Raw genomic sequence first — 25,320 nt, forward strand, 5'->3', positions numbered from 1 at the left:
CATGCTGCTCCAACTCGCCATCATCGGCGTCCTGATCGCGCTGTTCCCCTTGAGCTACGTGCTGGTCAAAGGGGACCGCAACAAGTATCGCAAGCTGGTCTGGATCACCGCCTTCCTGACGCTGGACCTGATCATGTTCGGCAGCTTCACGCGGCTGACGGACTCCGGCCTGGGCTGCCCTGACTGGCCGGGCTGCTATGGCCACTCCAACCCGCACGCGGCGCAGGAGCCTATCCGCGCCGCCGAGACGGCGTTGCCCAGCGGGCCCGTGAGCATCACCAAGGCGTGGATCGAGATGATCCACCGCTACTTCGCCATGGCGGTCGGCGTGCTGATCATCACGCTGATGGTGCTGGCCTGGGTCAAGCGGCGCGAACTCAAGCAGTCGCCCTGGTTCGCCACCGGGGTGCTGCTGCTGGTGTGCGTGCAGGGCGCATTCGGGGCCTTTACGGTCACACTCAAGCTGCAGCCCATCATTGTGGTCACGCACCTCATGCTTGGCATGAGCCTGCTGGCAGCGTTGATCTGGCTGGGCTCGCGCAACGATCCACCCTTGCGGGTGGCGCCGCAGGCGGCCGGGCTGCGCTGGCCGGCGCGCATCGCGCTGGCCTTGCTGGTGCTGCAGATCTTCCTGGGCGGCTGGGTGAGCACTAACTATGCTGTGCTGGCGTGTACCGACTTTCCGCTGTGCAACGGCCAGCTCGTGCCGGACATGGACTTCCACCACGGCTTCACGTTGTGGCGCCAGCTCGGCATGACCGCCGACGGCGACTATATCCCGCACTCGGCCCTGGTGGCGATCCATTGGGTGCATCGCGGTTTTGCCTTCGTTGTGCTGGCTTTCCTGGCCTGGTTCGGGCTGCAGGCACGCCGCCATGGCGGCCTCGCGCGCAGCGCGGGCTGGTTGCTGGGCTTTCTCGCGCTGCAATTGGCCACTGGCTTGTCGAACATCGTGTTTGACTGGCCGCTGGGCGCCGCGGTGGCGCATAACGGCGGCGCGGCGGTCTTGCTGCTGCTCCTGGTTCGCCTCAACTACAATATAGGGCTCGCGGCCCGGTCCGCTGACATTGCTACCGACGTGCCGGCCGCCGCGCGCGCCACATGAAAGACAAGAACTCCCCAGTGGTTACAGCTACCCACACACATCCCCTCGGACGGGTTCGCCACCTGGTCCGCCAGTACGCCGCCCTGACCAAGCCTCGGGTGACGCAGCTTGCCGTCTTCTGCGCCATCATCGGCATGTTCCTCGCCACGCCCGGCATGGTGCCGTGGCCGGTGCTGATTGGCGGCGCCGCCGGCATCTGGCTGTTGGCAGGCGCCGCTTTCGCCATCAACTGCCTGGTGGAGCAGAAGGTTGATGCGCTGATGCGCCGCACCGCGTGGCGCCCGTCGGCCACCGGCGAGATCACCACCATCCAGACGCTGGTGTTCTCCGCCGTGCTGGGCGGGGCAGGGATGTGGCTGCTGCACGTCTACACCAACGACCTGACCATGTGGCTGACCGTGGCCACCTTCGTGGGCTACGCCGTGGTGTACACCATCCTGCTCAAGCCGGCCACGCCGCAGAACATCGTCATCGGCGGCCTGTCCGGCGCCATGCCGCCGGCGCTTGGCTGGGCGGCGGTCGCGGGCGATCTGCCGGCGGAAGCGTGGTTCCTGGTGCTGATCATCTTCACGTGGACGCCACCGCACTTCTGGGCCCTGGCCCTGTATCGCCGCGCCGACTACGCCAAGTCCGGCCTGCCGATGCTGCCGGTGACGCACGGTGAGCGCTTCACGCTGCTGCACATCCTGCTGTACACGCTGATCATGATCGCGGCCACGCTGCTGCCTTTCGTGTACGGCATGTGCGGCTATATCTACCTGGCGGCCGCGCTGATCCTGGGGGCCGGGTTCCTGGCCTACTCGTGGAAGATGTATCGCAACTACTCGGACGCGCTGGCGCAACGCACCTTCCGCTTCTCGATCCTGTATCTCTCGCTGCTGTTCGCCGCGCTGCTGGTCGATCACTACTTCAAGTTCCTGCCGCAGGCCTGAGCGGCGCGTGCAGGCCTGCAGGCTTGCGGCATCTTGTCGCGGCCTGCGCGCGTGGCGGCCGCGATCGGCGATACTGCGTGTCATCTGTTAATGTGACCTTGTCGCGTCCAGCCGCCTGCTGGGCGGCGCCGGCTCGCCAATACCACCCGAACTCGCATGCCAAACCACTTCCCTTCAGGCTCCCTCCCCACCTTCGCGGCCTTTCGCCGGTTTTGCCTGCTGGCCCTGTGCGCGCTGCTGCTGGCGGCATGCGGCCAGCAGAAGGCTTCCTTCAAGAACGTCGATATCACCGGCGGCAGTGAGTTCGGCAAGGACTTCGTCCTTACCGACCACAACGGCAAGGTGCGCTCCATTGGCGACTTCAAGGGCAAGGCGGTAGTGATGTTCTTCGGCTATACGCATTGCCCTGACGTGTGCCCGACCACCATGGCCGAGCTCAAGGCGGTGATGGAACAACTGGGGCCCGACGCCGACAAGGTGCAGGTGTTGTTCGTTACGGTGGATCCGGAGCGCGATACGCAGGCGCTGCTGGCGCAGTATGTGCCTGCCTTCGATCCGCGCTTCCTGGGCATGCGCCCGGCCGACGATGCCGCGCTGCAGAAGGTTGCGAAGGACTTCAAGGTGTTCTACGCCAAGGTGCCGGGCACGTCCCCGAACAACTACACCATGGATCACTCGGCGGGCAGCTATGTGTTCGACCCGAGCGGCAAGCTGCGCCTGTTTATCCGCCACGGCCAGGGGCCGGAGCCGATCGTGCACGACCTCAAGCAACTGCTGTCCTGATGCCGTCATGAGGCGGGCCGCCGGCGCGAAGCCGGCAGGCAAAATAAAACAGGGCCGGTCGCGAGACCGGCCCTGTTTGACTTCTGGCGCGCTTAAGCCTTAGGCAAAGGCCTGCAGCGCACCCTTCATCTTCTTCATCGCCGCGGTTTCGATCTGGCGGATGCGTTCGGCGGAGACGCCGAACTCGTCAGCCAGTTCGTGCAGCGTGGAGCCGCCCGAGCCGTCGTCGTTGACCTGCAGCCAGCGCGCCTCGATGATGCGGCGGCTACGGTCGTCGAGCTTGGACAGCGCTTCTTCCAGGCCTTGCACCTGCAGGCGGTCGTGGCGCTGCGCCTCGATCACGCGGGTGGGCTCGTTGTGGTTGTCGGCCAGGTAGGCGATGGGCGCGAAGTCCTCTTCGCCATCGTCGATCTGCCCTTCGAGCGCCAGGTCGCCGCCCGACAGGCGGGTTTCCATCTCCATCACTTCTTCCGGCTTGACGTTCAGCTCGCGCGCAACCGCGTCGATTTGTTCCGGCGTGAAGGTATGGGCACCCTGCTTGTGGCTGCGCAGGTTGAAGAACAGCTTGCGCTGAGCCTTGGTGGTAGCCACCTTGACCATGCGCCAGTTCTTCAGCACGTATTCGTGGATCTCGGCCTTGATCCAGTGCATCRCATACGACACCAGCCGCACACCCTGATCCGGGTCGAAGCGCTTCACGGCCTTCATCAGGCCGATATTGCCTTCCTGAATCAGGTCTGCGTGGGGCAGGCCATAGCCGAGGTACTGGCGGGCGATGGACACCACCAGGCGCAGGTGCGACAGCACCATGCGGCGCGCCGCATCGACGGAATCGTGCTCGCGCAACTCGCGCGCGAGCCGCTGCTCTTCCTCGGGGGTAAGCAGGGGAATACGGTGGACAGCCTGGATATAGCTGTCGATATTTCCCAGCGTTCCGGGAAAGGTCAGCGCAAACGTCCCGGCGCCCTGTGGCACCGCAGGCAGACGGTTGGTCATTTGGGTTTGGTCAGCAGATAGGACTGCGTTCACTCGATGGCTCCTTTCGCATCCGGCGGGTGGGTTGCCCGCGTGTGCGGCCCTTTTCAGGGTCTCGCACTGCATTGCAACACATATTAGCACTCAAGCCGGGGGACTGCTAAGTTGGAGTGTCAATAGGGTTGATAGTTCCTGGTAATCGAATGGTTATTCTACATAGTATTTTAGTCCGGCATCTTGCAGGATGTGACGAGGCCACTATCTCACGCGGGTACGCGAACGATCCGGCAATGATTAGAGGGCTGATGCCCCTGCCGGTTCTGTCGCCAGTTGAGATGCTGTGTTTCGCTAGCAGCTACACTCTTTTCATTTGTCTCAGTGATGCTGAGCGCCAGCATCGACCAAACCGGGGACCATCATGTCTGCCATCGAGCACTTGTTAAAGCCGCACACCCGTGACCTCGGCGACTTTGCCGTGAGCCGTCTGCTGCCCGCTGCGGCAACCCAGACTGTCGGCCCATTCATCTTCTTCGACCACATGGGCCCGGTGGCCATGCCGCCAGGGGAAGGCGCCGATGTGYGCCCGCATCCCCATATCGGCCTGGCCACGGTCACCTACCTGTTCGAGGGCGAGATCCTCCACCACGACAGCCTGGGCAGCAAACAGGTCATCAGGCCGGGCGACGTGAACTGGATGACGGCTGGCAAAGGCATCGCGCACTCGGAGCGCTCGCCCCAGTCCGCCCGCGATGCCGGGCCGCGCCTGCACGGCATCCAGACCTGGGTGGCGCTGCCCAAGGAGCACGAGAACGTCGAGCCGTCCTTTCATCACCATCCGGCCGCGACGCTGCCCAAGCTGGAGCGCCCTGGCGTACGCATGACGGTGATTGCGGGCGATGCGTTTGGCGCCGAGGCGCCGGTGAAGGTGTTCAGCCGCACGCTCTACGTGGCCATTGAGCTCGAGGCGGGCGCCAGCCTGGAGATTCCGGCGGAGCACGCCGAGCGCGGCATCTACCCGGTGGACGGCACCATCGCCCTGGACGGCGAAGTGTTGCCCGAGCGGCACCTGGCGGTGCTGGTGCCGGGCCAGCCGGTGACGTTGACGGCGCAGGTGGCGTCGCGCGTGATGCTGCTCGGCGGCGACCCGACCGATGGCCATCGTTTTATTTTCTGGAATTTCGTTGCCAGCACCAAGGAAGCGATCGAAGCAGCCTCCCAGCGCTGGGAAGATGACCAGTTCCCGCGCGTGCCGGGCGAGAACGATCGCATTCCGCTTCCACAGCGCAAGCGCTAAGGGCGCCTGCCAGGCGCCATGCTCAGACCGGGCTGGCCCAAGCCACGCGCGTGCCTTGCTGCAGGCAGTCGCGGATGGCGTCGATCTGCGTGGCGATCGGGGCAGGCACTGGCACCTTGCCGTCCAGCACGAGGCGGATCCAGGCCGCGGTCTGGTCCACGTCACTGCCGGGCGGCAATTCCGGCACTTCGACGATGGAGCCCGACGTCGGGTCGACCAAGGTGCGTTGATGCCCGTCGTGCAGCCAGTCGATGCGGCTGTTGCGCCGGGCGTCCGCCACCACCTCGCCCTCGGTGCCTCGCGCCAGCAGCACATTGGCAGGCTCGCGCGAGAAATAATCGGTCAGGGTTTCGCGGTACTCGGGGTGGGTGTAGCTATACAGCCGCAGCGCCTCGGCCGGGCTGTGCGCGCCCACAGGCTGCAACATCTTGACCACCGTATGCGCGGAGTTGCGCAAGCCGATCTGCATGCGCTTGTCCAGCATCCGCGCCAGCGCTGGCGACAGCACGTCGATCGGCAGCACCGCCAGCGGGCCGGGCTGGGCATCCTTGCTGCGCAACTGGGATTCGGCCTGCGCCACAGCGCTGCAAGGCACGATGCCCAGCGCCTCGAACAGCGAGATGCTGGTGACGCGCCCGTTGAATTGGCGGGAGCCGTGCACCAGCACCGGAATGCCCTCGCGGGCCAGCAGCAGCGCCAGCAGCGGCACGAGGTTGGGCTGTTTGCGCGCGCCGTTATAGCTGGGGATCGACACCACGACGCGGTCCGCCGGGCCGGCCAGCGGCAGGCAATGCGCGTGCGCGGCGTCGAGCATCCCGGCCAGCTCGTGCGGGGCCTCGCCCTTGATGCGATAGGCCATCAGCACCGCGCCCAGCTCGATATCGGCCACGCGGCCTGCCAGCATCGCATCGAACAGCGCCTGGGCATCTTCGCGCGGCAGCGCGCGGGCGCCGTTGACGCCCCGGCCGATTTCCTTGATGTACTTCGCGGCAGCGAAAGCAGGGGCGGCGGGGGCCGCGGGGGAGGTGGGCGTGGTGGTCATGGCGGGTTGGGACTATGTGGTTTGAAGTCCATGATAGCGGAGCGGGCCGGCCGTGCCCATGACAGCCGCGATGCCGGCTCGGCCTCGCCCCCGGCACGGGAGTGGCCGGCCCGTCACGGCGCTCGCTCAGGCGGCTTCCTTCAGGGCGGGATTGCGCTGCTTGCGGTACAGGAAGTCCAGCACCGCCGTGCGGCATGCGTGGTAATCCTTGTCCTCGGCCAAGGCCATGCGCTCGCGTGGCCGCGGCAGGTTCACCTTCAGCACTTCGCCGATGGTGGCCGCGGGGCCGTTAGTCATCATGACGATGCGATCGGCCAGCAGCACCGCTTCATCCACGTCGTGGGTCACCATCACCACCGTGCTGCGCGTCTTCGCCACGATCTTGATCAGTTCGTCCTGCAGGTGCGCGCGGGTGAGCGCATCCAGCGCGCCGAAGGGCTCGTCCATCAGCAGCACCTTGGGCTCCATCGCCAGCGCCCGGGCGATACCCACGCGCTGCTTCATGCCGCCCGAGATCTCCTGCGGATACTTGGCTTCGGCATGAGTCAGGCCAACCAAGGCCAGCGTGCCGTGCGTGCGGGCCTTCAGTTGCGCCTTGCTCTCGCTGGCGCCGAACACGCGCTCCACGCCGAGGTAGACATTGTCGAAACAGGTCAGCCAGGGCAGCAGCGAATGGTTCTGGAACACCATCGCCCGATCCGGGCCGGGGCCTGCGATCTCGCGCTCGGCGCAGATCAACGCGCCGGCGCTGGGCCGGTCCAGGCCGGCCAGCAGATTGAGCAAGGTGGACTTGCCACAGCCCGAATGGCCGATCAGCGTAATGAACTCGCCGCTGGCGATGGTCAGGTTGACATCGCGCAGGGCCACGAATGGTCCCTTCTTGGTCTTGAAGGTCTGCCCGACATTCTCGATACGGACGAACTTTTCCATGAGCTTCTCCTTGGGCGCCAGCGCGCGGTTAGCGACTTGGCGTCTTAGTTGCCGTAGCTGAAGCGCTTGGCCAGGCTGAGCAGCGCGTATTCGAGCAGCAGCCCAACCATGCCGATGATGAAGATCGCGATGACGATGTGTTCCACCTTCAGGTTGTTCCACTCGTCCCACAGYCAGAAGCCGATGCCGGTGCCGCCAGTGAGCATTTCCGCGGCCACGATCACCAGCCAGGCGGTACCGATGGACAGCCGCACGCCGGTGAGCATGTACGGCAGCACGGCGGGCAGCAGTACGCGGGTGAACACCTTCCATTCGGAAAGGTCGAGCACGCGCGCCACATTCAGGTAGTCCTGCGGCACACGGGTCACGCCCACCGCGGTATTGATCACCATCGGCCAGATCGAGCAGATGAAGATAGCCCAGATCGCCGCCGGGTTTGCCGACTTGAACAGCAGCAGGCCAATGGGCAGCCAAGCCAGCGGCGAGACCGGGCGCAGCAGGCTGATGATGGGCGCCATCATCGCGTTGAGAAAGGCGAAGCGGCCCAGCGCGAAGCCGGCCGGGATGCCGATCAATGCGGCCAGCCCGAAACCCGCCGCCACGCGAGCCAGCGATGCCAGCACGTTCCAGCCGATGCCCTGGTCGTTGGGGCCGTTGCGGTAGAACGGGTCGGCGAACAGCGGCACGGCGGCATCCCAGGTGGCGGCCGGCGTGGGGATGGCGGGGACCATGGTGGCGATGCCGTGCCACATCAGCAGGAACAGCGCAAAGCCTGCTACCGGCGGCATCACCTTGAGCACCACGGCGGTGATGGCGTCGCGCCGCGCCGCGCGGCGGGCCTCGGCTTGGGCGGCGAGCGCGCGGCGCTCGGCGCGTTCATGGGCTTGCTGGTCGCCAACCACGGCAACCTCGGCATTGGCGCCGGCATCGGCAGGGGCGGCTTGGTTGGCGGCATGCGGGGCCGGCTGGGCTAGTGCATTCACGTCTGGCTCCTTCGGTGGCCGGCGTGTCGCCACGCCGGCGTTCAAGCGGCAATCAACATCGGAATCACGCCGGGGCGCGTGCGCTTCAGGCCTTGATCTTGAAATCGTCGGCGTAGGCCTTGGGGTCCTTGCTGGCGTCCCACACCACGCCGTCGATCAGCTTCGCGGTACGGAAGTCGCTCTTGGGCAGTGGCACCTGCGCGGCCGCAGCGGCCTGTTTGTAGATGTCGATGCGGTTGACCTTCTTCGCCACCTCCAGGTAGTCAGGGTGATCCTTGAGCAAGCCCCAGCGCTTTTGCTGCGTGAGGAACCACATGCCGTCGGAGAGGAAGGGATAGTTGGCGGCGCCGTCCTGGTAGAACTTCATCGAATCCGGGTCGTCCCAGGTCTTGCCCAGGCCGTTGTTATAGCGGCCCAGCATGCGGTCCAGGATGATGTCCATGTCGGTGTTGACGTAGGACTTGGCGGCAATGGTCTCGGCGGTCTTGCGGCGGTTGGATGCCGATGCGTCGATATACTTCGAGGCATCCAGCACGGCGGCCACCATCGCGCGTGCCGTGTTGGGATACTTCTGCACGAATTCCGCCGTGGTGCCCAGGGTCTTTTCCGGATGATCCTTCCAGATCGCCTGCGTGGTCTCCGCGGTAAAGCCGATCTTGTCGGCGATGGCGCGCGCGCCCCACGGCTCGCCCACACAGAAGCCGTCCATGTTGCCCACGCGCATGTTGGCCACCATCTGCGGCGGCGGCACGGTGATGGCCTTGGCGTCCTGCATCGGGTTGATGCCGTTGGCGGCCAGCCAGTAGTACAGCCACATGGCATGGGTGCCGGTGGGGAAGGTCTGGGCAAAGGTGTACTCGCGCTTTTCCTTCATCATCAGCGCCTTCAGGCTGGCGCCGTCCTTGACGCCTTTCTCCGCCAGCTTGGACGACAGCGTGATGGCTTGGCCGTTGTGGTTCAGGTTCATCAGCACCGCCATGTCTTTCTTTGGGCCGCCAATGCCAAGCTGCACGCCATAGATCAGCCCGTACAGCACATGCGCCGCATCGAGTTCGCCATTGACCAGCTTGTCGCGCACGCCGGCCCAGGAGGCTTCCTTGGTGGGCGTGATCTTGATGCCGTACTTCTTGTCGAAGCCGAGCGTGCCGGCCATCACGACCGAGGCGCAGTCTGTCAGCGGGATGAAGCCGATCCGCACCTCCGGTTTTTCCGGCGCGTCGGAGCCTGCCGCCCATGCGCCAGCGCGTACCAGGGGATCGACCAGGGTGATCACGCTGGCGCCGGCGATGGTAGCCAGGGCGCGGCGCCGTCCGTTGCTGGCGGGCACCGCATCGGCTCCCGTGGTGCTGGCGTCGGTGGCAACTGCTGCATGCAGAGACTTGGCAATCTTCAGGCGAGAGGGCATTGACGCGGCTCCAAATAAAAAGCGTCCTGAACTGCTCCGCTTTCGCCAGAAATGCGGGGGGCAGGTCAGGACGCCGTTGTCCCGTGATGCGGCGCGGCCGTCGTTGGCGGCGCACATCGGTATGTGATCGGCCGTCGTTGGCCGATGCTTCGATTATGCAAGCCGCGTGCCAAGGGTCGGGAGGGCTGTTGTCGGGGCCTGACTGCCAGCGAGCGTGGGCAAGGAGCCAGAAGCGGGCGCGCCGAAGCGGCGTCCGTGCGCTGCCGGTGCGTGAAAGGTGATGCGGTCGCGCCATCCTTGTGCATTGCACCAAGCGCGTGCGGGGCGCATCGAGGCGCCCGATCATGGTTTGTTCCGGGCTTAGCTCATCACATCGATGACCCGCCGCGCCGCCTCGACGAGCTTGATGCCGCGCTCCATCGCCATGCTGCGCAGCCGCTTGTAAGCCTCGTCCTCGGTCATGCCGCGCTCCTTCATCAGCAGGCCCTTGGCACGCTCCACTTCCTTGCGCTCGGCCAGCTGCAGCCGCGTGGCATCAAGCTCCGCGCGCAGTTCCTGGTCCAGTTCGAAGCGCGCATAGGCCACATCCAGCACGGTCTTGACGCGCTCGGCGCGCAGGCCGTCGACGATGTAGGCGGTGATCCCTGCGGTTAGCGCGGCCTTGATGCGCTGGGCGTCGTCGTTGTCCGTGAAGAGCACGATGGGGCGCGGCGCATGCTGGGTCGACACGCACACATGCTCGACCGTATCGCGCGCGGCCGACTCCGAGGCGATGATGATCAGGTCCGGCTGCCGCGCGGCGATTGCATCGGGCAGCCGCAGGTCGGCGTCCACCGTTTCGATGTCCGTGAAGCCCGCAGACACAAGCCCAGCGCGGATCGTCTCGATATTGAGCGGATCCTCGTCATGCGGATCGCGCACCAGCAAAATGCGCAGCGCGCGTGAACCCGACGCGGCGGGCGCGGGGCTGGCAGGACTCGTCGGGGTGGAGGGGGCTGTGGGGCGTCTGTTCATGGCGTCACTTGGAATGCCTCTTGCCATGCAAGATTCGCGCCGAGATGCCTTTCATTGTATTGCGGGGTTTCCCGGATTCAATGGCTGCCGGCGCACGCGGCCAGAACCGCCGGTGTATGCTATTGCCCTGCTGCGCGGCAGGGCGTCTACTGGCGATGCCAGCATGCTGGCGCGTAGTCTAAAACACAGAATATGCTTGGAGAGATGGATGACCGAATTCGTATTTGCCCCGCCGGCGCCCAATGGCGTGCCCGTGCGCGGCAGCAGCGCTCAGTTCCCGGTGCGCCGGGTCTACTGCGTGGGCCGCAACTATGCCGCCCATGCCCGTGAAATGGGTTCGGATCCCGACCGCGAGCCGCCGTTCTTCTTCTGCAAGCCTGCCGACGCCGTGAGCTATGTGGCTGACGGTACCGAAGGCGCCTTTCCCTATCCGCAGGGCACCAGCAATTGCCACTATGAAGTGGAGCTGGTCGTTGCCATCGGCAAGGGCGGCAAGGACATCGCCGAGGCGGATGCCGCGAGCCACGTGTTTGGCTACGCGCTCGGCCTCGACATGACGCGCCGCGACCTGCAGAACGAATCGAAGAAGACCGGCCGCCCCTGGGAAACCGGCAAGGCCTTCGATAAGTCCGCCCCGATCGGCCCGATCGTGCCGGTGTCCGCCATCGGCCATCCGGAGAAGGGCGCGGTCACGCTGTCCGTCAACGGCGTGGAGAAGCAGCGCGGCGACCTGTCGGACCTGATCTGGTCGGTGCCCGAGATGGTGTCCTATCTCTCCAAGCTGTTCGAGCTGCAACCCGGCGACCTGATCTACAGCGGTACGCCTGAAGGCGTGGGCCCGGTGGTCAAGGGCGATGTCATGCTGTGCAAGATCGAAGGCGTGGGCGAGCTCACCGTCAAGGTAGTCTGAGTCCATGCTCAAGCTTTACAGCTACTTTCGCAGCTCCGCCTCGTACCGGGTGCGCATTGCCCTGCAGTTGAAGGGCTTGCCTTACGAGTACCTGCCGGTGCATCTGTTGCGCGACGGCGGCCAGCAACTGCTGCCGGCCTACCGGGCGCTGAACCCCGATGCGCTGGTGCCGACCCTGCTGGATGACGATCACGTATTGATCCAGTCCGTGGCGATGGTCGAGTACCTCGACGAGACGCATCCCGAGCCGCCCCTGCTGCCGGGCAGCGCGCTCGACCGCGCCTACATCCGCGCGCTGGCGCTGGAGGTCGCGTGCGAGATCCATCCGCTGAATAACCTGCGCGTGCTGAAGTACATCAAGCACACGCTGGGCGTGGCGGAGGAGGCCAAGGACGCGTGGTATCGCCACTGGGTCGAGCTGGGTTTCGAGTCGGTCAATACCAACCTCGTACGCTCGGGCAAGGCAGGGCGTTTCTGCTTTGGCGATACGCCGACGCTGGCGGACATCTGCCTGGTGCCGCAGGTGTTCAACGCGCAGCGCTTCAATATCGACGTGGCCCGCTACCCAGCCATTGCCAAGGTGTTCGACTCCTGCATGGCGCTGCCCGCGTTCCAGCAGGCCGAGCCCAAGGCGCAGCCGGACGCCGAATAAGTTGCCACGCCAGGTTCGGCAGGCCGCAAAAAGCAAGAAGCCCCGCGAGCGATTGCGGGGCTTTTTTACTGGCGAGCCGGGTGGGCTGTTCAGCCGAGCAGTGCGTCGGCGAATTCCTCGGCCTTGAAGGGCTGCAGGTCCTCGACCTTCTCGCCCACGCCGATGAAGTAGACCGGCACCGGGCGCTGGCGCGCGATCGCGGCCAGGATGCCGCCCTTGGCGGTGCCGTCGAGCTTGGTCACGATCAGCCCGGTCAGGCCCAGCGCGTCGTCGAACGCCTTGACCTGGGACAGCGCGTTCTGGCCGGTGTTGGCGTCGATCACCAGCAGCGATTCGTGTGGCGCGTTCGGCATCGCCTTGGCGATGACACGCTTGACCTTCTTCAGCTCTTCCATCAGGTGCAACTGTGTGGGCAGGCGGCCCGCGGTATCGGCCATCACGATATCGATGCCGCGTGCGCGTGCCGCGTTGACCGCGTCGAAGATCACCGCCGCCGGGTCGCCGCTTTCCTGCGAGACCACGGTGACATTGTTGCGCTCGCCCCAGATGGTCAGCTGCTCGCGCGCGGCGGCGCGGAAGGTGTCGCCCGCGGCCAGCAGCACGGACTGGTCATAGCTCTGGAAGTGCTTGCACAGCTTGCCGATGCTGGTGGTCTTGCCGGCGCCGTTCACACCCGAGATCATCATCACCAGCGGCTGCTCGCGGCCCAGAGACATGGTCTTCTCGAGCGGGCGCAGCAGGTCGGTCAGCAGCTCGCGCAGCGCGGCCTTGACGCCTTCGGCGGTTTCGATGCGTTCGGTCTTGACGCGGCGGCGCAGCGCGCTCAGCAGGTGCTCGGTAGCCTCGACRCCGGCGTCGGCCATGATCAGGGCTGTTTCCAGGTCCTCGAACAGGTCTTCGTCGACCTTGACGCCAACAAACAGCGTGCCCAGATTGCGGCTGGTCTTGGACAGGCCGGTGCGCAAGCGCTGCATCCAGCCGCGCTTGGCCTCGGCGGAGGCGGCCGGCGGCGGGGTCAGGACCAGTTCCTCGGCAGCGGCCGGGGTCGCGCTCTGGACTGGCAGGGCGGCGGTTGGCGGGACGGGAACGACGGCGGCCGGGGCAGGCCCGGCCGCAGGAATTGGGGGTGGCGCGCTGGCGGGCGCCGCGGCCGGGGTGGCGGCGGGCGCCGGGCTTTGCACCTCGGGCGGCGCACTGGCCGGTTCGGCCTTGCGCTTCTTCCAGAAACTAAACATTGGGAAAGGGGTCAATACCCCGGTAGAATCAATCGCCAAAATTCTAGCAGACGGGGTCGCATGAACCATTGTGCTGTCAGGTCCAGGTCGGGCGCCGCCCGTACCGCTTCGCTTCTTGCCGGCGCCGGCGCTGTTCACCCGGCCGCTTTCTCCCGGCGCCTCGTTCCCACCCTTTTGTTGATTGCGATGCCCTGGTTCGGCGCTGCCTATGCGCAGACCGCCGTGGTGGCGCCGCCGTTGCCGACTGGCCAGGCCACCGCCGCGCAAACCGCCGCGGCGCAGGCCGATACCACCGAGTTCAAGCTGTCCAATGGCATGCGGGTCATCGTCAAGGAAGACCATCGCGCGCCCACCGTAGCCCACCAGATCTGGTATCGCGTGGGCGGCATGGACGAGGTCAGTGGCACCACTGGCGTGGCGCACATGCTTGAACACATGATGTTCAAGGGTACACCAAAGGTCGGGCCGGGCGAGTTTTCCAAGCAGATCGCCGCATTGGGCGGGCGCGAGAACGCCATGACCAACCGCGACTTCACGCTCTATTACCAGCAGATCAGCAAGCAGTACCTGCCGAAGATGATGGAGCTGGAAGCCGACCGCATGGCCAACCTCATCATCAAGAAGGATGAGTTCGAGCGGGAAATGAAGGTCGTGATGGAAGAGCGGCGCCTGCGCACGGACGACTCCGCGCGCGGCACCGTCTACGAGCAGTTGCTGGCCACCGTCTACACCGCCGGACCCTACCGGCATCCCGTGATCGGCTGGCCGGCCGACCTGGTCAACATGCGCGTGGAAGACGTGCAGGCCTGGTACAAGAACTGGTACGTGCCCGACAACGCGCTGCTGGTGGTAACGGGCGACGTCACGGCGGCCGAGGTCAAGGCGCTGGCGGAGCGCACCTACGGCAAGCTCAAGGCCCGCCCGCTGCCGCTGCGCAAGGACCAGCAGGAGCCGGCGCAGAAGGGCATCAAGCGGATCTGGGTCAAGGCCCCGGCCGAGAACCCCTACGTGGTCTTGGCGTACAAGGTGCCGCGCCTGCACGATGTCGAGAAGGACGTCGACCCCTACGCCCTGGAGGTCCTCTCTGCCGTGCTCAATGGCTATGACAACGCCCGCCTGACGCGCGACCTGGTGCGCGAGCGCCGCATCGCCGACGACGTCAACGTGGGCTACGACAGCATCAACCGCGGCGAGTCCCTGATGGTGCTCGACGGTACGCCGGCCACTGGCCATACCACCGAGGAGATCGAGCGCGCGCTGCGCGACGAGATCGCCCGCATTGCGCGCGAAGGCGTCTCGCCAGCAGAGCTCAAGCGGGTCAAGGCGCAGGTGGTGGCGGCGCAGATCTACAAGCGCGACTCGGTGTTCGGGCAGGGCATGGAGATCGGCGTGGCCGAGATCGCCGGCATTTCCTGGCGCCAGCTCGACCGCATGCTCGACAAGATCAAGGCCGTCACGCCGGAACAGGTGCAGGCGGTGGCGGGCAAATACTTCAACGACGATAACCTGACCGTGGCGACCCTGCTGCCGCAGCCGATCGACCCGAACAAGGCGAAGGCTCCGGCCGCCGCCGACTCGCTCCGCTGAGCTCTCTAGAGGACAGGACCCAAGATGCCTCTCTTTGCCCCGACGATCCCGTCGCCACGCCTGTTGCGCCGCCTGGCAGGCGCGGCTTGCGGTGCGCTTGCCCTGATCGCCTCGCAGGCCGCGCTGGCTGCGATCCCGATCGAGCAGTGGACCACCTCCACCGGCGCCCGCGTGTATTTCGTGCGCAGCCCGTCCATTCCCATGCTCGACGTCAATATGGATTTCGACGCCGGCAGCCGCTACGACCCGGCCGGCAAGGCCGGCCTTGCCACGCTCGCCTCGGCCCTGCTCGATAAGGGCGCGGCCGCGCAGGATGGCCAGCCGGCCCGCAATGAAGCGCAGGTGGCTGATGCCTTCGCCGACACCGGCGCTGACTTCGGCGGCGCCGCCAGCAGCGATCGCGGCGGCATCGGCCTGCGCACGCTGACCTCCGAGCCGGAACTCAGCCAGTCGCTCGCGCTGGCCGGGCAGCTGATCAAGGCGCCGTCCTACCCGGATGCCGTGGTGGCGCGCGAGAAGCAACGCCTGATCACCGCCATCCGCGAGGCCGATACCAAGCCCGGCGTGATCGCCGACAAGATGGTGTCGCGTGCGATCTATCCGTCGCATCCGTATGGCGTGTCGCCGACCGAGGCCAGTGTCGAATCAATCACGCGAGCCGATATCGAGCGCTTCTGGCGGGATAATTTCGCGGCGTCGCGCGCCGTCTTGACGCTGATCGGCGCTATCGACCGCAAGCAGGCTGAGTCCATTGCCGAGCAGCTGACGCGCGGCCTGCCGGCTGGCGCCACGCCGCCTACAATGCCGCCCGTGCAACTCAAGATCCCGGCTAGCGAGCAGCGCGTGCCGCATCCGGCTCAGCAGGCTACGGTAGCCATTAGTCAGCCCGCCATCGCGCGTGGTGATCCCGACTACTTTGCCCTGCTGGTGGGCAACTACGTGCTCGGCGGCGGCGGCTTCAGCTCGCGCCTGACCGACGAGGTGCGGGAAAAGCGCGGCCTCACCTACGGCGTCGACAGCTACTTCGCACCCGCCAAGCAGGCAGGACCCTTCGGCATCGGCTTGCAGACCAAGAAGGCACAGACCAACGAAGCACTGGCGCTGGTGCGCAAGGTGCTGGCGCAGTACGTGGCGGAAGGCCCCACCGACACCGAACTGAAGGCCGCCAAGGACAATCTGGTCAACGGCTTCCCGCTGCGCATCGACAGCAATCGCAAACTGCTGACCAATGTGGCCAATATCGGCTGGTATGGGCTGCCGCTGGACTACCTTGACACCTGGACCGCCCAGATCGGCAAGGTCACCCGTACCCAGGTCCGCGAAGCCTTCCAGCGCCACGTGTTCCCGGACGCCATGGCGACCGTCATTGTGGGTGGACCGGAATAACGCAGCGACAGGCGCGGGCGCCGGGAGGCGTTTCCGGCGCCCGCGCTTTTCCGCGCCGCAGGCTCTACAATCACGGCATGAATTCGCGTACCCGATCTCCCTCGCCCGCAGCCAGCGGGCGAACCCCATCCCCCTCGCCGCGGCAGTCTCCTGCCCAGGTCCGCATCATTGGCGGCAAGTGGAAGCGCACGCCGCTGCCCGTGCTCGATGCCGAAGGCCTGCGTCCCACCCCTGACCGCGTGCGTGAGACCCTGTTCAACTGGCTTGGGCAGGACATGTCAGGGCTGGCTTGCCTCGACCTGTTTGCCGGCTCCGGCGCACTGGGTTTCGAGGCTGCCTCCCGGGGTGCCCAGCAGGTCACCATGGTCGAAGCGAATCCGCGCGTGGCCAAGCAGCTGCGCGACAACCAGTACCGGCTCGACGCCCAGCAGATCCGGGTGGTGCAAGGCGATGCATTCGCGACTGCGGCGCAGATGCCGTCGGCCAGCTTCGACGTGGTGTTCCTCGATCCGCCCTTTGCCGAAGACTGGCTTGGCCCCGCGCTGGAGCATGCGGCGCGGCTATCACGTCCAGGCGGCGCCGTGTATGTGGAAACGGATCGCGCCCTGATTGGCCCCGACGCGCCCGTGCCGGCGGCGCTGGAGATCGTGCGGCATGCGCGGGCTGGCGCGGTGCACTTCCATTTGCTGCAGCACAGGAACCTTTGAAGAGCCGGTGGCCGCGAGCATTGCGACCGGCCACCTGCACGCAAGATGCGGCGGCGCGGCAAAACCGCGATGTGGCGGCTTGCAAGTGCCGCGTTTAGAGTTACACTACGCCGCTGTCGCCAACGCTCGTCACGCAGCCTTGGCTCCAGCCCTCACCATAGTGGGCGGGGTCGATCGGTCCATCCAGGACCGGCGGCGGGCAGAACAAGGAGGAAGCATGGTCGTCGCGGTCTATCCCGGCACTTTCGACCCAATGACCCGGGGCCACGAGGATCTGGTGCGCAGAGCATCCAATATCTTCGATGAGCTCGTGGTCGGCGTGGCGCATAGCCCCAACAAGCGCCCGTTCTTTTCGCTGGAAGAGCGCATAGGCATCGCCCGTGAAGTCCTGGGCCACTATCCCAATGTGCGCGTCGAAGGTTTCTCCGGCCTGCTCAAGGATTTTGTCCGCAAGAACAATGCGCGCGTGATCGTGCGGGGTTTGCGCGCGGTTTCCGACTTCGAGTACGAGTTCCAGATGGCGGGCATGAACCGTTACCTGCTGCCGGACGTGGAAACCATGTTCCTGACGCCGTCCGACCAGTACCAGTTCATCTCCGGCACCTTCGTGCGCGAGATCGCGGTGCTTGGCGGCGATGTCAGCAAGTTTGTGTTCCCCTCGGTCGAACGCTGGCTTGCGGAGAAGATCAGCAGCAAAACGGAATAAAATGGAGTCTTGCAACATGTCGGCCGCGGCCAGTCGGGCGCGGGGCATGCTGGGTTCAAAGGAAATACCATGGCACTATTGATCACCGACGACTGCATCAATTGCGACGTTTGTGAGCCGGAGTGCCCAAACGAAGCCATTTCGATGGGGCCCGAGATCTATGAGATCGACCCCAACAAATGTACCGAATGCGTTGGGCACTTCGACGAGCCACAATGCCAGCAGGTTTGTCCCGTGGCTTGCATCCCGCACGATCCCAACCGCATTGAGACGCGCGAGATCCTGATGGATCGCTACCGTCTCCTTACGGCGGCCAAACGGGCAGCCTGAGCTACCACTGCGGCTTGCGGCACGAAGTTCGCAGCAAACGAAAAGCCCCATGACCTTCGCGGTGATGGGGCTTTTCGTTTGGGCGCGCGCGTTCAGCGGTTTCAGCGGTTCGTATGCAGTTCCAGCATGGCGCGTTCGGACTCGCCTTTGGCCAGCAACCCAAGCGGTGCGATGCTGCGGTCGATGGCTTCGTCGATGGCCTGCTGCTCCTCGCGGCGCGGCGGCTTCAGCACAAAATTGATCACATCCTCGCGCTCGCCGCCGCCACCGGCCGAATTGCGCGGATGGCCGACGCCAATGCGCAGGCGCCAGTAGTCCTGGGTGGTCAGGTGTGCGGAAATATCCTTGAGGCCATTGTGGCCGCCCGCGCCACCGCCACGCTTGAGCTTGACGGTGCCCGAGGGCAGGTCCATCTCGTCATGGGCCACCGCGATCTCGTCCGGCAGGATCTTGTAGAAGCGCGCGAGCGATACCACGGACAGCCCGGAACGGTTCATGAAGGTGGACGGCTTGAGCAGCCAGATCTCCTGGTCCCACAGCCGGGCGCGCGCTGCCAGCCCGTGGAAGCGGCCTTCCACGCGCAGGGTGACGCCGCCCATGCGGGCCAGCTGGTCGACCAGCCAGAAGCCGGCATTGTGGCGCGTGGCTTCGTATTCCGCCCCGGGGTTTCCGAGGCCGACGATGAGTTTGATCATGCGTTGCACTACTTGGTTGAGAGGGGCGCGAAAGTGCTGCCAGAAGCCAAGCATACGCGAACCTCGGGACGAAAAAAAACCGCCGGACGCGCCGGCGGTTTTTTCTTGCGGCTGCGGGAGCCGTCCTGTTGCACGGCCCAAAGGCCGCGTTCAGGGTACTCAGGCAGCAGGCGTTTCGCCTTCGGCAGCTTCCGACACGCCGCCGGCCGGCAGCGAGATGCTGGCGATAGCGGGGTTTTCGTCGCCGTGGGTGATGGCGCTCACGCCCTTCGGCAGCTTCACGTCGGACAGGTGCAGGGTCTGGCCCAGTTCTGCATTGCCAAGGTCCACTTCGATGAACTCAGGCAGGTCGGCCGGCAGGCACGACACTTCCAGTTCGTTCAGGATGTGGTTGACGATGCCATGGCCCAGCTTCACGCCCGGGGCGTCTTCCTGGTTCATGAAGTGCAGCGGCACCTTGACGTGGATCTTGTCGGTGGCCGACACGCGTTGGAAGTCAACGTGCAGGACCAGCGGCTTGAACGGGTGCATCTGGAAAGCGCGCAGCAGGGCCTTTTCAGCCTTGCCTTCCACTTCGAGGTCGAGAATCGACGAGTGGAATGCTTCTTTCTTCAGCGCGTGGAACAGTGCGTTGTGATCGAGTTCGATCATCTTGGGTTCGGCTGCGCCGCCATAGATGATGCCGGGGGTCTTGCCGGCGTTGCGCAGGCGGCGGCTCGCACCCGTTCCCTGTACGCTACGCTCGAAGGCTACTACTTTCATGATGACTCCAAATGTAAGAGGGCTGTCCGCGACCAGACAGCCCGATGAACCCCGTCACGTGCCGTAATCGGGGTCTTACTCCCCAAAAACAGCCGCAAACGCGGTAAAGCCTTGAATTCTATCAGGAATCGGCGAACAGCGACATGATCGAGTCGCCCTTGACGATCCGGGTAAAGGTCTCTGCCAGCAGCGATGCGGTCGAGAGCTGGCGAATCTTGCCGGACTGGATGGCATCGTCGCGCAGCGGAATCGTGTCGCACACCACCACTTCATCCAGTTCGGAGTCGGCGATGCGGGCAGCCGCGCCACCGGACAGGACCGGGTGGGTACAGTAAGCGAATACCTTCAGCGCGCCGCGTTCCTTGAGCACCTGGGCCGCCTTGCACAGGGTGCCGCCGGTGTCGATCATGTCATCCATGATCACGCAGTTGCGGCCGTCGACTTCACCGATGATGTTCATCACCTCGGCCACGTTGGCCTTGGGGCGACGCTTGTCGATGATGGCCAGGTCGCAGTTCAACTGCTTGGCCAGCGCGCGGGCGCGCACCACGCCGCCGACGTCGGGCGAGACGACCAGCAGATTGCCGTAGTTCTTCTCGCGCAGGTCGCCCAGCAGAACCGGGGAGGCGTAGATGTTATCAACCGGGATATCGAAGAAGCCCTGGATCTGGTCGGCGTGGAGGTCCATGGTCAGGACCCGCTCGACGCCGGCAACTTCCAGCATGTTGGCTACCACCTTGGCCGAGATCGCGACGCGTGCTGAACGCGGGCGGCGGTCCTGGCGGGCATAGCCGAAGTAGGGCATGGCGGCAGTGATGCTGCGTGCCGAAGCGCGCTTGAGCGCATCGACCATCACCATCAGTTCCATCAGGTTGTCGTTGGTCGGCGCGCAGGTGGACTGCAGCACGATGACGTGCTTGCCGCGAACATTTTCCTGGATTTCAACTTGGACTTCGCCGTCGGAGAACCGACCGACCTGGGCCTTCCCGAGCGGGATGCCGAGGTGCTGAACGACAGCCTCCGCGAGTTTGGGGTTGGCGTTGCCGGTAAAAACCATCAAGCCTTCGCTGCTCATTCGGTGCACCTGTCTTGCTACTGGAGGGGGGAACGATTGCTGCCGGCTAGTGCCGGCAGCTTTTCGTGCAGGTCCGTAAGGACACTGTAGGATGTAATGGCAGGGGAAGAAGGATTCGAACCTTCGAATGCCGGAATCAAAATCCGGTGCCTTGACCAACTTGGCGACTCCCCTACACAACCGGGTACGTCCATCGTCACATTCAACTGCCTGCGACGCCGAACGAAAAACTTTTATGCGAGCGTTGCGAGTGGGTGTTGCGATAAACTCTTCGCACACCTGCCATCCCATTCGGGAGGCAACCGGTCTAGTACCTGCTGCGCAGTTTGCTCGTCGTTAAATCGTGCAAACACGCAGGCTCCGGAACCGGTCATCCTTGCATGTGGACTGTACTGTCTCAACCATTCAAGGGCTCGGGCAACTTCGCCGAACTTCACTGTTGCTATCGCTTCCAGGTCGTTGCGACCGAAACCGAACTTGTTTGTGCATCCAGTGAAGTCCGCTATTATGGAGATCGCCGTATCCCTTGTCAAGCGCTTGTCTGAGAAAATTGCAGCGGTCGGAACATGCTGCCGCGGATGGATGATCACGAACCAGCTTTCAGGCAATTCGACCGTCGTCAGTTCCTCGCCAATCCCTTGCGCGAACGCGTTTTCTCCATGCACGAAGAACGGCACGTCGGCACCTAGTGAAAGGCCGATGCGCTTGAGTTCGTCGCGCCCCAGGCCCAGCCCCCAAAGATGATTCAGTGCCAGCAGTGTGGTCGCCGCGTCCGACGATCCGCCGCCGATGCCGCCGCCCATCGGCAGCCGCTTGGCAATGGCGATATCCGCGCCAAAGCGGGTGCCGCCAGCTTGCTGCAAGGCCTGCGCGGCGCGCACGATCAGGTCGCTCTGCGCCGGTACGCCCGGCACGTCGCTGATGCGCTCGATGCGGCCATCGTCGCGGCGGAAAAAGTCGAGCGTATCGCTCCAGTCCACCAGTTGGAAAACTGTCTGCAGCGTGTGGTAGCCATCCGCGCGGCGTCCGGTCACATGCAGGAAGAGATTCAGCTTGGCGGGCGCGGGGCAGTCGCGCAGCGCAGGCGGAGGCAGGGGGCGGGCAGCGCTCATTGTGCTTGCTCCGGATCGATGACCAGACGTACCGAGAGCGGGTTGGCTGCGCCGTCGCGCGCGAGGTCGATGCGGCGCGGGCTTGCCGCGGCCGGCGTGGATGGTGTTGTGGGTGCGGCTTCCTGCCATGCTACGTAGCGCACGGTCCAGCCGTTCTGCGCCAGGGTAGCTAGCCGTCCGTTGTCGTCACGCGTGGCGCGCGCCGGGCTGCCGGGCGCGGGGCGGGCGTGCAGCCAGTCGCGCAGGCCTGCCACCGGCAGCGAAAATCCAAGCGCTTCCTCCAGCAAGGTATCGACTTCGGGCGCGTTGCGCGGCGGCTGGTTGGGCAGGTCGAGCGTGGCCCCCGAAGGCGTCGAGGTGACCACCGCCAGGGTCTGGCCCAGCGGCGAGATCAGGTCCAGGCGCACATTGCGGCCTTGCTCATGCCATTGGAAGCTGCCCTGCACGCCTTCATCGCGGCCGTAGCGCACGTAGTTGGCGGCGAAGCGGCCGCTGAGGTCGCGAGCCTGGGCGGTCTCGCCGGCGTCGAACTGCCGCGTGGGCGTGATGCTGGCGCAGGCGGCGAGCCATAAGGGGGCGCTCAGGCAGAGCAGGGCAAGGCGTCGGGATGTGGGCATGGCGTTTGGCGTGCGCGCCGGCGCCGCCGGGCGCCGGGCTGCCGGCCCGGCGCGAGGGCCGGGCGGCGGATGATTGCGGGTGATCGGAGTGCTGCGTGACGGCTGCGGACGGCAGGATGCTACTTGGACAGCGCGGAGAGCGGGACGTTATAGCGGCGCAGGGTGTCGATCAGGATGACGTTATCCGGCTCGATCTTGGCGGCTTCGGTCCAGGTCTTGCGGGCCTCGTCCTGCTGGCCGAGCTGCCATAGCACCTCACCGAGGTGGGCGCCGATTTCGGCCTCGGGCGCCTTGGCGTAAGCGTTGCGCAGCAGTTCAGCGGCCGGCTGCAACTGGCCCAGGCGGAACTTGACCCAGGCCAGGCTATCCATGATGTAGGGATCGTCCGGGCCCAGCGCTGAGGCTTTTTCCAGCAGCTTGAGGGCTTCGGGCAGGCGCACGTTGCGGTCCGCAAGCGAATAGCCCAGGGCGTTATAGCCCTGCTTGGCTTCCGGCTGCATGGCGATCACGCGGCGCAGCAGCTTTTCCATGCTGTCGTAGCGCTTCTCGCGCTCATCGAGCATGGCGAGTTCATAGACCCAGTCCGAGTTGTCGGGCTCCGCCGCGGCGCGTTCTTCCAGCACCTTGCGGGCGCGGTCGTAGGACTTGGCGTCGATCAGCATGCCAACTTCTGCCTGGCGGATAGCGGTCATGCGCTGCGCGCGCTGGTCGGGCTCGGGTATATCCTCGGCATCGGCCAGCATGTCGTTGAATACCGCCTGGGCGTCGTCGAGCTTGCCCATGCGGCCCAGCAGCTGCGCGCGCTTGACGGCTGCAGCCGGCGCGAGGCGGGCGTCGTCGATGCGGTCGAGCCAGGCTACGGCCGCCGGGTAGTCCTTCTTTTCCTCGGCGATCTGCGCCAGGTACTGGTAGGCGATATCCGGGCTGGCCGCCGGCACTTGCTCGGCGAGTTGCAGGTATTCCTTCAGGTACAGCTCGGCTTCGTCGTAGCGCTTGGACTGCAGGCTGGTGAGGCCGAGGGCGAGCGGCACACGCGGATCCTTCGGCGCAATCTTGCGCAGCGTCTCGAACTCCGAGCGCGCGGCTTGCAGGTCGTTTTGCTGCAGGTAGAGGCGGGCCAGCGTGATGTGTCCGTTGACCGAGGCCGGGGCCTTGTTGACGAACGCCTTGAGCCCGGCAATGGCCTGGTCCGGCGCGCTGTCGGCGCGCAGCTCGGCGGCCATCAGCGCGGCGCCTTCGAAGTCGGGACGGATCTTCTGGGCCTCGTCGAGCTCCGCCAGGGCGCCGGGAATATCGCTGGCGGCTTCCTTGGCGCGCGCAAGGGCAAGGTGAGTCTCGGCCGACTTCAGGTCGTTCGCCACCAGGCGCTGCAGCAGCGCGGCCGCACCGGCGGGATCGCTGGTGCGTGAAAGCTGCTGCTGCATCTGCAGGATGGCCTCCGGCCGCTGGCTCGGCGGCACGCCATTGAGCTGCAGAGCCAGCAGGGGTTCGGCTTCGTCCCATCGGCCGCTAAGGACCAGCAGGGTCGACAGCACCTGCCGCGCACCGGCGGAGGTGGGCGCAAGCTCGGTCCACAGCCGCGCGGCGTCAAGCGCTTGCTGGGCGCTGCGGGCATTGAACGCGATCTCGGTGGCGCGTTGGGCAAAGCGCGGGTCGCGCGTATTGCGCGCCAGTTCCAGGTACGTCTGGTAAGCGGGGCCGACCACGCCGCGCTGGGCGGAGATTTCCGCGGCCAGCACCCGGTAGAGGATGTCCGCGGTCAGCGGCACCGTCGGCAGGGGCATCTTCGGCGGCAGCGGGTTCGAGCGGATTGGCGTGGTGGCCTCCGCGGCGACCTTCATCGCGGGCTTGCCGTCCGCGGGCGCGGCGTGGCTGGCGAGCGGCGCCAGGGCGCAGACTGCCACGGCGGCCGCAGCCGTGGCCGCGAGCCTGTGACGCAGCGGCCGCCGGGGGAAGAGAAGTTGAGCGGTGGTCATCGGGGTACGGTCCAGGCGGTCCGACATGTGGGTGGGTGCTCCAGCACTCAAAGGCGATGGGGAAGGTAAAGGCATTGTAGCCTGCCGCTACAATGCTCTGCATATCCGCATGGCACCGGCACGGCTGGGGTCTCTGGCGGTTTGAGTGGCACAAAAGGGAGAGGTTCGATGCCTGAGTTGCCGGAGGTCGAAGTGACCCGGCGCGGCTTGCTGCCGCATGTGGTTGGGCGGCGCATTGCCGATGTGGTGGTGCGCCATCGCGGCCTGCGCTGGCCGGTCGAGCCGGACCTGGAGTCGCAGCTGGCCGGGCGGGTGATCGCGCGCATCGAGCGGCGCGGCAAATACCTGCTGCTGGAGTGCGTGCGCCCGGACGGCGAGGCTCCCGGATGGCTGCTGATCCACCTCGGCATGACCGGCACGCTGCGGGTGTTGCCTCAGGCGCCGCCGCCGGGCACGCACGATCACCTTGATCTGGTCCTTGCCGAGCCCGACGGCGCGGGCAATGCGCAGCCCGGCGCAGCCACCAGCCTGGTGCTGCGCTTTCGCGATCCGAGGCGCTTTGGCGCGGTGCTGTGGAGCTTGCTTGAAGAGTCGCAATTGCCGACCCATCCTCTGCTGAGCAAGCTCGGCATCGAGCCTTTCGACCCACGTTTCGACGGGGCCTGGCTCTATCGCCTGGGACGCGGGCGCAGCGCGGCCATCAAGACCGTGCTTCTCGCGGGCGACATTGTGGTGGGCGTGGGCAATATCTATGCATCGGAAAGCCTGTTTGCCGCTGGCATCCGCCCCACCACGCCGGCCGGGCGCTTGTCTTTGGCGCGTTGCGAACGCCTGGCCGAGGCCGTGCGCGATACCCTGGCCCGCGCGATCGAGCGCGGCGGCAGCACGTTGCGCGACTTTGTCGGCAGCGATGGCAGCAGTGGCTATTTCCAACTGGATTGCGCCGTGTACGACCGCGCCGGCCATCCATGCCGGGTCTGCGGTACCACCATCCGGCAGATCGTCCAGGGGCAGCGCTCCACATTCTACTGCCCGAGCTGCCAGCGTTGAGCGCGGCGGCGCCGTGCCAGCGGCTCTCGTTGCGCGGGCCGTACGAGAGTGATGATT

25 protein-coding genes and 1 tRNA gene are annotated in these 25,320 nt (G+C 65.7%); 12 read left to right on the top strand and 14 right to left on the bottom strand.

What is annotated here, in order from left to right; translation table 11 throughout:
* Position 1: 1 nt before the first annotated feature.
* The 3 genes from AC1DQR_RS05180 to AC1DQR_RS05190 all read left to right on the top strand — a co-directional run bounded on the left by AC1DQR_RS05180 (position 2) and on the right by AC1DQR_RS05190 (position 2,820).
* Positions 2 to 1,105 (top strand): COX15/CtaA family protein, encoded by a 1,104-nt coding sequence (locus AC1DQR_RS05180; protein WP_416047515.1) that lies wholly within the window; start codon positions 2 to 4, stop codon positions 1,103 to 1,105.
* The gene (cyoE, locus tag AC1DQR_RS05185; RefSeq protein ID WP_416047516.1) at positions 1,102 to 2,037 is read left to right on the top strand and encodes a heme o synthase; all 936 of its coding nucleotides are present in this window, start codon (positions 1,102 to 1,104) and stop codon (positions 2,035 to 2,037) included. The genes AC1DQR_RS05180 and cyoE overlap by 4 nt, the downstream gene beginning before the upstream one ends.
* A 156-nt stretch (positions 2,038 to 2,193) precedes the next feature.
* Positions 2,194 to 2,820, top strand: coding sequence for an SCO family protein (locus AC1DQR_RS05190; RefSeq protein ID WP_043343379.1), 627 nt, complete (start codon positions 2,194 to 2,196; stop codon positions 2,818 to 2,820).
* A 99-nt stretch (positions 2,821 to 2,919) separates the two neighbouring features.
* On the opposite strand, the gene rpoH is transcribed toward AC1DQR_RS05190, so the two are convergent.
* Positions 2,920 to 3,816, bottom strand: a complete 897-nt coding sequence (gene rpoH / locus AC1DQR_RS05195) for an RNA polymerase sigma factor RpoH (protein ID WP_477132636.1) — start codon at positions 3,814 to 3,816, stop codon at positions 2,920 to 2,922.
* Positions 3,817 to 4,213: 397 nt separating this feature from the next.
* Here rpoH and AC1DQR_RS05200 point away from each other — a divergent pair, with 397 nt between their 5' ends.
* A complete protein-coding gene (locus AC1DQR_RS05200; protein WP_477132637.1) occupies positions 4,214 to 5,089 on the top strand; it encodes a pirin family protein in 876 nt (291 codons plus the stop codon).
* Positions 5,090 to 5,111: 22 nt separating this feature from the next.
* Here AC1DQR_RS05200 and ybiB read toward each other — a convergent pair whose 3' ends face one another.
* The 5 genes from ybiB to AC1DQR_RS05225 all read right to left on the bottom strand — a co-directional run bounded on the left by ybiB (position 5,112) and on the right by AC1DQR_RS05225 (position 10,463).
* The gene (gene ybiB / locus AC1DQR_RS05205; protein WP_477132638.1) at positions 5,112 to 6,131 is read right to left on the bottom strand and encodes a DNA-binding protein YbiB; all 1,020 of its coding nucleotides are present in this window, start codon (positions 6,129 to 6,131) and stop codon (positions 5,112 to 5,114) included.
* Positions 6,132 to 6,257: 126 nt separating this feature from the next.
* Positions 6,258 to 7,061 carry an ABC transporter ATP-binding protein gene (locus tag AC1DQR_RS05210; RefSeq protein ID WP_477132639.1) on the bottom strand — a complete coding sequence of 268 codons (804 nt, stop codon included), beginning with the start codon at positions 7,059 to 7,061 and terminating at the stop codon, positions 6,258 to 6,260.
* 44 nt (positions 7,062 to 7,105) lie between these two features.
* A complete protein-coding gene (gene ntrB, locus AC1DQR_RS05215; protein WP_477132640.1) occupies positions 7,106 to 8,044 on the bottom strand; it encodes a nitrate ABC transporter permease in 939 nt (312 codons plus the stop codon).
* A gap of 85 nt (positions 8,045 to 8,129) precedes the next feature.
* Positions 8,130 to 9,449 (bottom strand): CmpA/NrtA family ABC transporter substrate-binding protein, encoded by a 1,320-nt coding sequence (locus AC1DQR_RS05220; RefSeq protein ID WP_416047521.1) that lies wholly within the window; start codon positions 9,447 to 9,449, stop codon positions 8,130 to 8,132.
* A 360-nt stretch (positions 9,450 to 9,809) separates the two neighbouring features.
* Positions 9,810 to 10,463, bottom strand: a complete 654-nt coding sequence (locus tag AC1DQR_RS05225; protein WP_416047522.1) for an ANTAR domain-containing response regulator — start codon at positions 10,461 to 10,463, stop codon at positions 9,810 to 9,812.
* A 208-nt stretch (positions 10,464 to 10,671) separates the two neighbouring features.
* On the opposite strand from AC1DQR_RS05225, the gene AC1DQR_RS05230 reads away from it, so the two are divergent.
* Together AC1DQR_RS05230 and maiA are read left to right on the top strand one after the other, a co-directional pair.
* Positions 10,672 to 11,373 (top strand): fumarylacetoacetate hydrolase family protein, encoded by a 702-nt coding sequence (locus AC1DQR_RS05230; protein WP_043343393.1) that lies wholly within the window; start codon positions 10,672 to 10,674, stop codon positions 11,371 to 11,373.
* Positions 11,374 to 11,377: 4 nt separating this feature from the next.
* Positions 11,378 to 12,025: a maleylacetoacetate isomerase gene (maiA, locus tag AC1DQR_RS05235; protein WP_416047523.1), complete on the top strand. Its 648-nt coding sequence runs from the start codon at positions 11,378 to 11,380 to the stop codon at positions 12,023 to 12,025.
* 89 nt (positions 12,026 to 12,114) lie between these two features.
* On the opposite strand, the gene ftsY is transcribed toward maiA, so the two are convergent.
* Positions 12,115 to 13,260 carry a signal recognition particle-docking protein FtsY gene (gene ftsY, locus AC1DQR_RS05240; RefSeq protein ID WP_416047524.1) on the bottom strand — a complete coding sequence of 382 codons (1,146 nt, stop codon included), beginning with the start codon at positions 13,258 to 13,260 and terminating at the stop codon, positions 12,115 to 12,117.
* Between the two features lie 60 nt (positions 13,261 to 13,320).
* Here ftsY and AC1DQR_RS05245 point away from each other — a divergent pair, with 60 nt between their 5' ends.
* From AC1DQR_RS05245 to AC1DQR_RS05265, 5 genes are all read left to right on the top strand, one after another.
* On the top strand, positions 13,321 to 14,847 hold the full coding sequence (locus tag AC1DQR_RS05245; protein ID WP_477132641.1) for a M16 family metallopeptidase: 1,527 nt from the start codon (positions 13,321 to 13,323) through the stop codon (positions 14,845 to 14,847).
* Between the two features lie 24 nt (positions 14,848 to 14,871).
* Positions 14,872 to 16,233: a M16 family metallopeptidase gene (locus AC1DQR_RS05250; protein WP_477132642.1), complete on the top strand. Its 1,362-nt coding sequence runs from the start codon at positions 14,872 to 14,874 to the stop codon at positions 16,231 to 16,233.
* A 77-nt stretch (positions 16,234 to 16,310) separates the two neighbouring features.
* On the top strand, positions 16,311 to 16,940 hold the full coding sequence (rsmD, locus tag AC1DQR_RS05255; protein ID WP_416047526.1) for a 16S rRNA (guanine(966)-N(2))-methyltransferase RsmD: 630 nt from the start codon (positions 16,311 to 16,313) through the stop codon (positions 16,938 to 16,940).
* Between the two features lie 217 nt (positions 16,941 to 17,157).
* The gene (coaD, locus tag AC1DQR_RS05260) at positions 17,158 to 17,646 is read left to right on the top strand and encodes a pantetheine-phosphate adenylyltransferase (RefSeq protein WP_043343402.1); all 489 of its coding nucleotides are present in this window, start codon (positions 17,158 to 17,160) and stop codon (positions 17,644 to 17,646) included.
* Between the two features lie 69 nt (positions 17,647 to 17,715).
* Positions 17,716 to 17,976 (top strand): YfhL family 4Fe-4S dicluster ferredoxin, encoded by a 261-nt coding sequence (locus AC1DQR_RS05265; protein WP_150991846.1) that lies wholly within the window; start codon positions 17,716 to 17,718, stop codon positions 17,974 to 17,976.
* A gap of 101 nt (positions 17,977 to 18,077) precedes the next feature.
* On the opposite strand, the gene pth is transcribed toward AC1DQR_RS05265, so the two are convergent.
* The 7 genes from pth to AC1DQR_RS05300 form a co-directional block, all read right to left on the bottom strand.
* Complete coding sequence (gene pth, locus AC1DQR_RS05270) at positions 18,078 to 18,671, bottom strand: aminoacyl-tRNA hydrolase (RefSeq protein ID WP_043343405.1); 594 nt, start codon at positions 18,669 to 18,671, stop codon at positions 18,078 to 18,080.
* A gap of 159 nt (positions 18,672 to 18,830) precedes the next feature.
* Positions 18,831 to 19,433, bottom strand: a complete 603-nt coding sequence (locus AC1DQR_RS05275) for a 50S ribosomal protein L25/general stress protein Ctc (RefSeq protein WP_416047527.1) — start codon at positions 19,431 to 19,433, stop codon at positions 18,831 to 18,833.
* Between the two features lie 121 nt (positions 19,434 to 19,554).
* Positions 19,555 to 20,508, bottom strand: a complete 954-nt coding sequence (locus AC1DQR_RS05280) for a ribose-phosphate pyrophosphokinase (protein WP_017229695.1) — start codon at positions 20,506 to 20,508, stop codon at positions 19,555 to 19,557.
* Between the two features lie 97 nt (positions 20,509 to 20,605).
* A tRNA-Gln gene (locus AC1DQR_RS05285) sits at positions 20,606 to 20,682 on the bottom strand.
* Positions 20,683 to 20,741: 59 nt separating this feature from the next.
* Positions 20,742 to 21,620 carry a 4-(cytidine 5'-diphospho)-2-C-methyl-D-erythritol kinase gene (gene ispE, locus AC1DQR_RS05290; RefSeq protein WP_416047528.1) on the bottom strand — a complete coding sequence of 293 codons (879 nt, stop codon included), beginning with the start codon at positions 21,618 to 21,620 and terminating at the stop codon, positions 20,742 to 20,744.
* On the bottom strand, positions 21,617 to 22,237 hold the full coding sequence (gene lolB, locus AC1DQR_RS05295; RefSeq protein ID WP_477132643.1) for a lipoprotein insertase outer membrane protein LolB: 621 nt from the start codon (positions 22,235 to 22,237) through the stop codon (positions 21,617 to 21,619). The genes ispE and lolB overlap by 4 nt, the downstream gene beginning before the upstream one ends.
* A gap of 119 nt (positions 22,238 to 22,356) precedes the next feature.
* On the bottom strand, positions 22,357 to 24,240 hold the full coding sequence (locus tag AC1DQR_RS05300) for a tetratricopeptide repeat protein (RefSeq protein ID WP_416047529.1): 1,884 nt from the start codon (positions 24,238 to 24,240) through the stop codon (positions 22,357 to 22,359).
* Between the two features lie 141 nt (positions 24,241 to 24,381).
* On the opposite strand from AC1DQR_RS05300, the gene mutM reads away from it, so the two are divergent.
* Positions 24,382 to 25,263, top strand: a complete 882-nt coding sequence (gene mutM, locus AC1DQR_RS05305) for a bifunctional DNA-formamidopyrimidine glycosylase/DNA-(apurinic or apyrimidinic site) lyase (protein WP_416047530.1) — start codon at positions 24,382 to 24,384, stop codon at positions 25,261 to 25,263.
* Positions 25,264 to 25,320: the final 57 nt, after the last annotated feature.

This window comes from Cupriavidus sp. 05L411, from assembly GCF_056398045.1.

What these genes read in the sequence shown, in the direction of transcription:
- lolB (WP_477132643.1), bottom strand. Translation starts at nt 22,237, where the DNA reads ATGCCCACATCCCGACGCCTTGCCCTGCTCTGCCTGAGCGCCCCCTTA.
- AC1DQR_RS05280 (WP_017229695.1), bottom strand. Translation starts at nt 20,508, where the DNA reads ATGAGCAGCGAAGGCTTGATGGTTTTTACCGGCAACGCCAACCCCAAA.
- AC1DQR_RS05300 (WP_416047529.1), bottom strand. Translation starts at nt 24,240, where the DNA reads ATGTCGGACCGCCTGGACCGTACCCCGATGACCACCGCTCAACTTCTC.
- AC1DQR_RS05250 (WP_477132642.1), top strand. Translation starts at nt 14,872, where the DNA reads ATGCCTCTCTTTGCCCCGACGATCCCGTCGCCACGCCTGTTGCGCCGC.
- AC1DQR_RS05225 (WP_416047522.1), bottom strand. Translation starts at nt 10,463, where the DNA reads ATGAACAGACGCCCCACAGCCCCCTCCACCCCGACGAGTCCTGCCAGC.
- cyoE (WP_416047516.1), top strand. Translation starts at nt 1,102, where the DNA reads ATGAAAGACAAGAACTCCCCAGTGGTTACAGCTACCCACACACATCCC.
- AC1DQR_RS05190 (WP_043343379.1), top strand. Translation starts at nt 2,194, where the DNA reads ATGCCAAACCACTTCCCTTCAGGCTCCCTCCCCACCTTCGCGGCCTTT.
- AC1DQR_RS05230 (WP_043343393.1), top strand. Translation starts at nt 10,672, where the DNA reads ATGACCGAATTCGTATTTGCCCCGCCGGCGCCCAATGGCGTGCCCGTG.
- AC1DQR_RS05210 (WP_477132639.1), bottom strand. Translation starts at nt 7,061, where the DNA reads ATGGAAAAGTTCGTCCGTATCGAGAATGTCGGGCAGACCTTCAAGACC.
- rsmD (WP_416047526.1), top strand. Translation starts at nt 16,311, where the DNA reads ATGAATTCGCGTACCCGATCTCCCTCGCCCGCAGCCAGCGGGCGAACC.
- ybiB (WP_477132638.1), bottom strand. Translation starts at nt 6,131, where the DNA reads ATGACCACCACGCCCACCTCCCCCGCGGCCCCCGCCGCCCCTGCTTTC.
- AC1DQR_RS05180 (WP_416047515.1), top strand. Translation starts at nt 2, where the DNA reads ATGCTGCTCCAACTCGCCATCATCGGCGTCCTGATCGCGCTGTTCCCC.
- AC1DQR_RS05265 (WP_150991846.1), top strand. Translation starts at nt 17,716, where the DNA reads ATGGCACTATTGATCACCGACGACTGCATCAATTGCGACGTTTGTGAG.
- coaD (WP_043343402.1), top strand. Translation starts at nt 17,158, where the DNA reads ATGGTCGTCGCGGTCTATCCCGGCACTTTCGACCCAATGACCCGGGGC.
- ispE (WP_416047528.1), bottom strand. Translation starts at nt 21,620, where the DNA reads ATGAGCGCTGCCCGCCCCCTGCCTCCGCCTGCGCTGCGCGACTGCCCC.
- pth (WP_043343405.1), bottom strand. Translation starts at nt 18,671, where the DNA reads ATGATCAAACTCATCGTCGGCCTCGGAAACCCCGGGGCGGAATACGAA.
- AC1DQR_RS05245 (WP_477132641.1), top strand. Translation starts at nt 13,321, where the DNA reads ATGAACCATTGTGCTGTCAGGTCCAGGTCGGGCGCCGCCCGTACCGCT.
- maiA (WP_416047523.1), top strand. Translation starts at nt 11,378, where the DNA reads ATGCTCAAGCTTTACAGCTACTTTCGCAGCTCCGCCTCGTACCGGGTG.
- AC1DQR_RS05275 (WP_416047527.1), bottom strand. Translation starts at nt 19,433, where the DNA reads ATGAAAGTAGTAGCCTTCGAGCGTAGCGTACAGGGAACGGGTGCGAGC.
- AC1DQR_RS05220 (WP_416047521.1), bottom strand. Translation starts at nt 9,449, where the DNA reads ATGCCCTCTCGCCTGAAGATTGCCAAGTCTCTGCATGCAGCAGTTGCC.
- mutM (WP_416047530.1), top strand. Translation starts at nt 24,382, where the DNA reads ATGCCTGAGTTGCCGGAGGTCGAAGTGACCCGGCGCGGCTTGCTGCCG.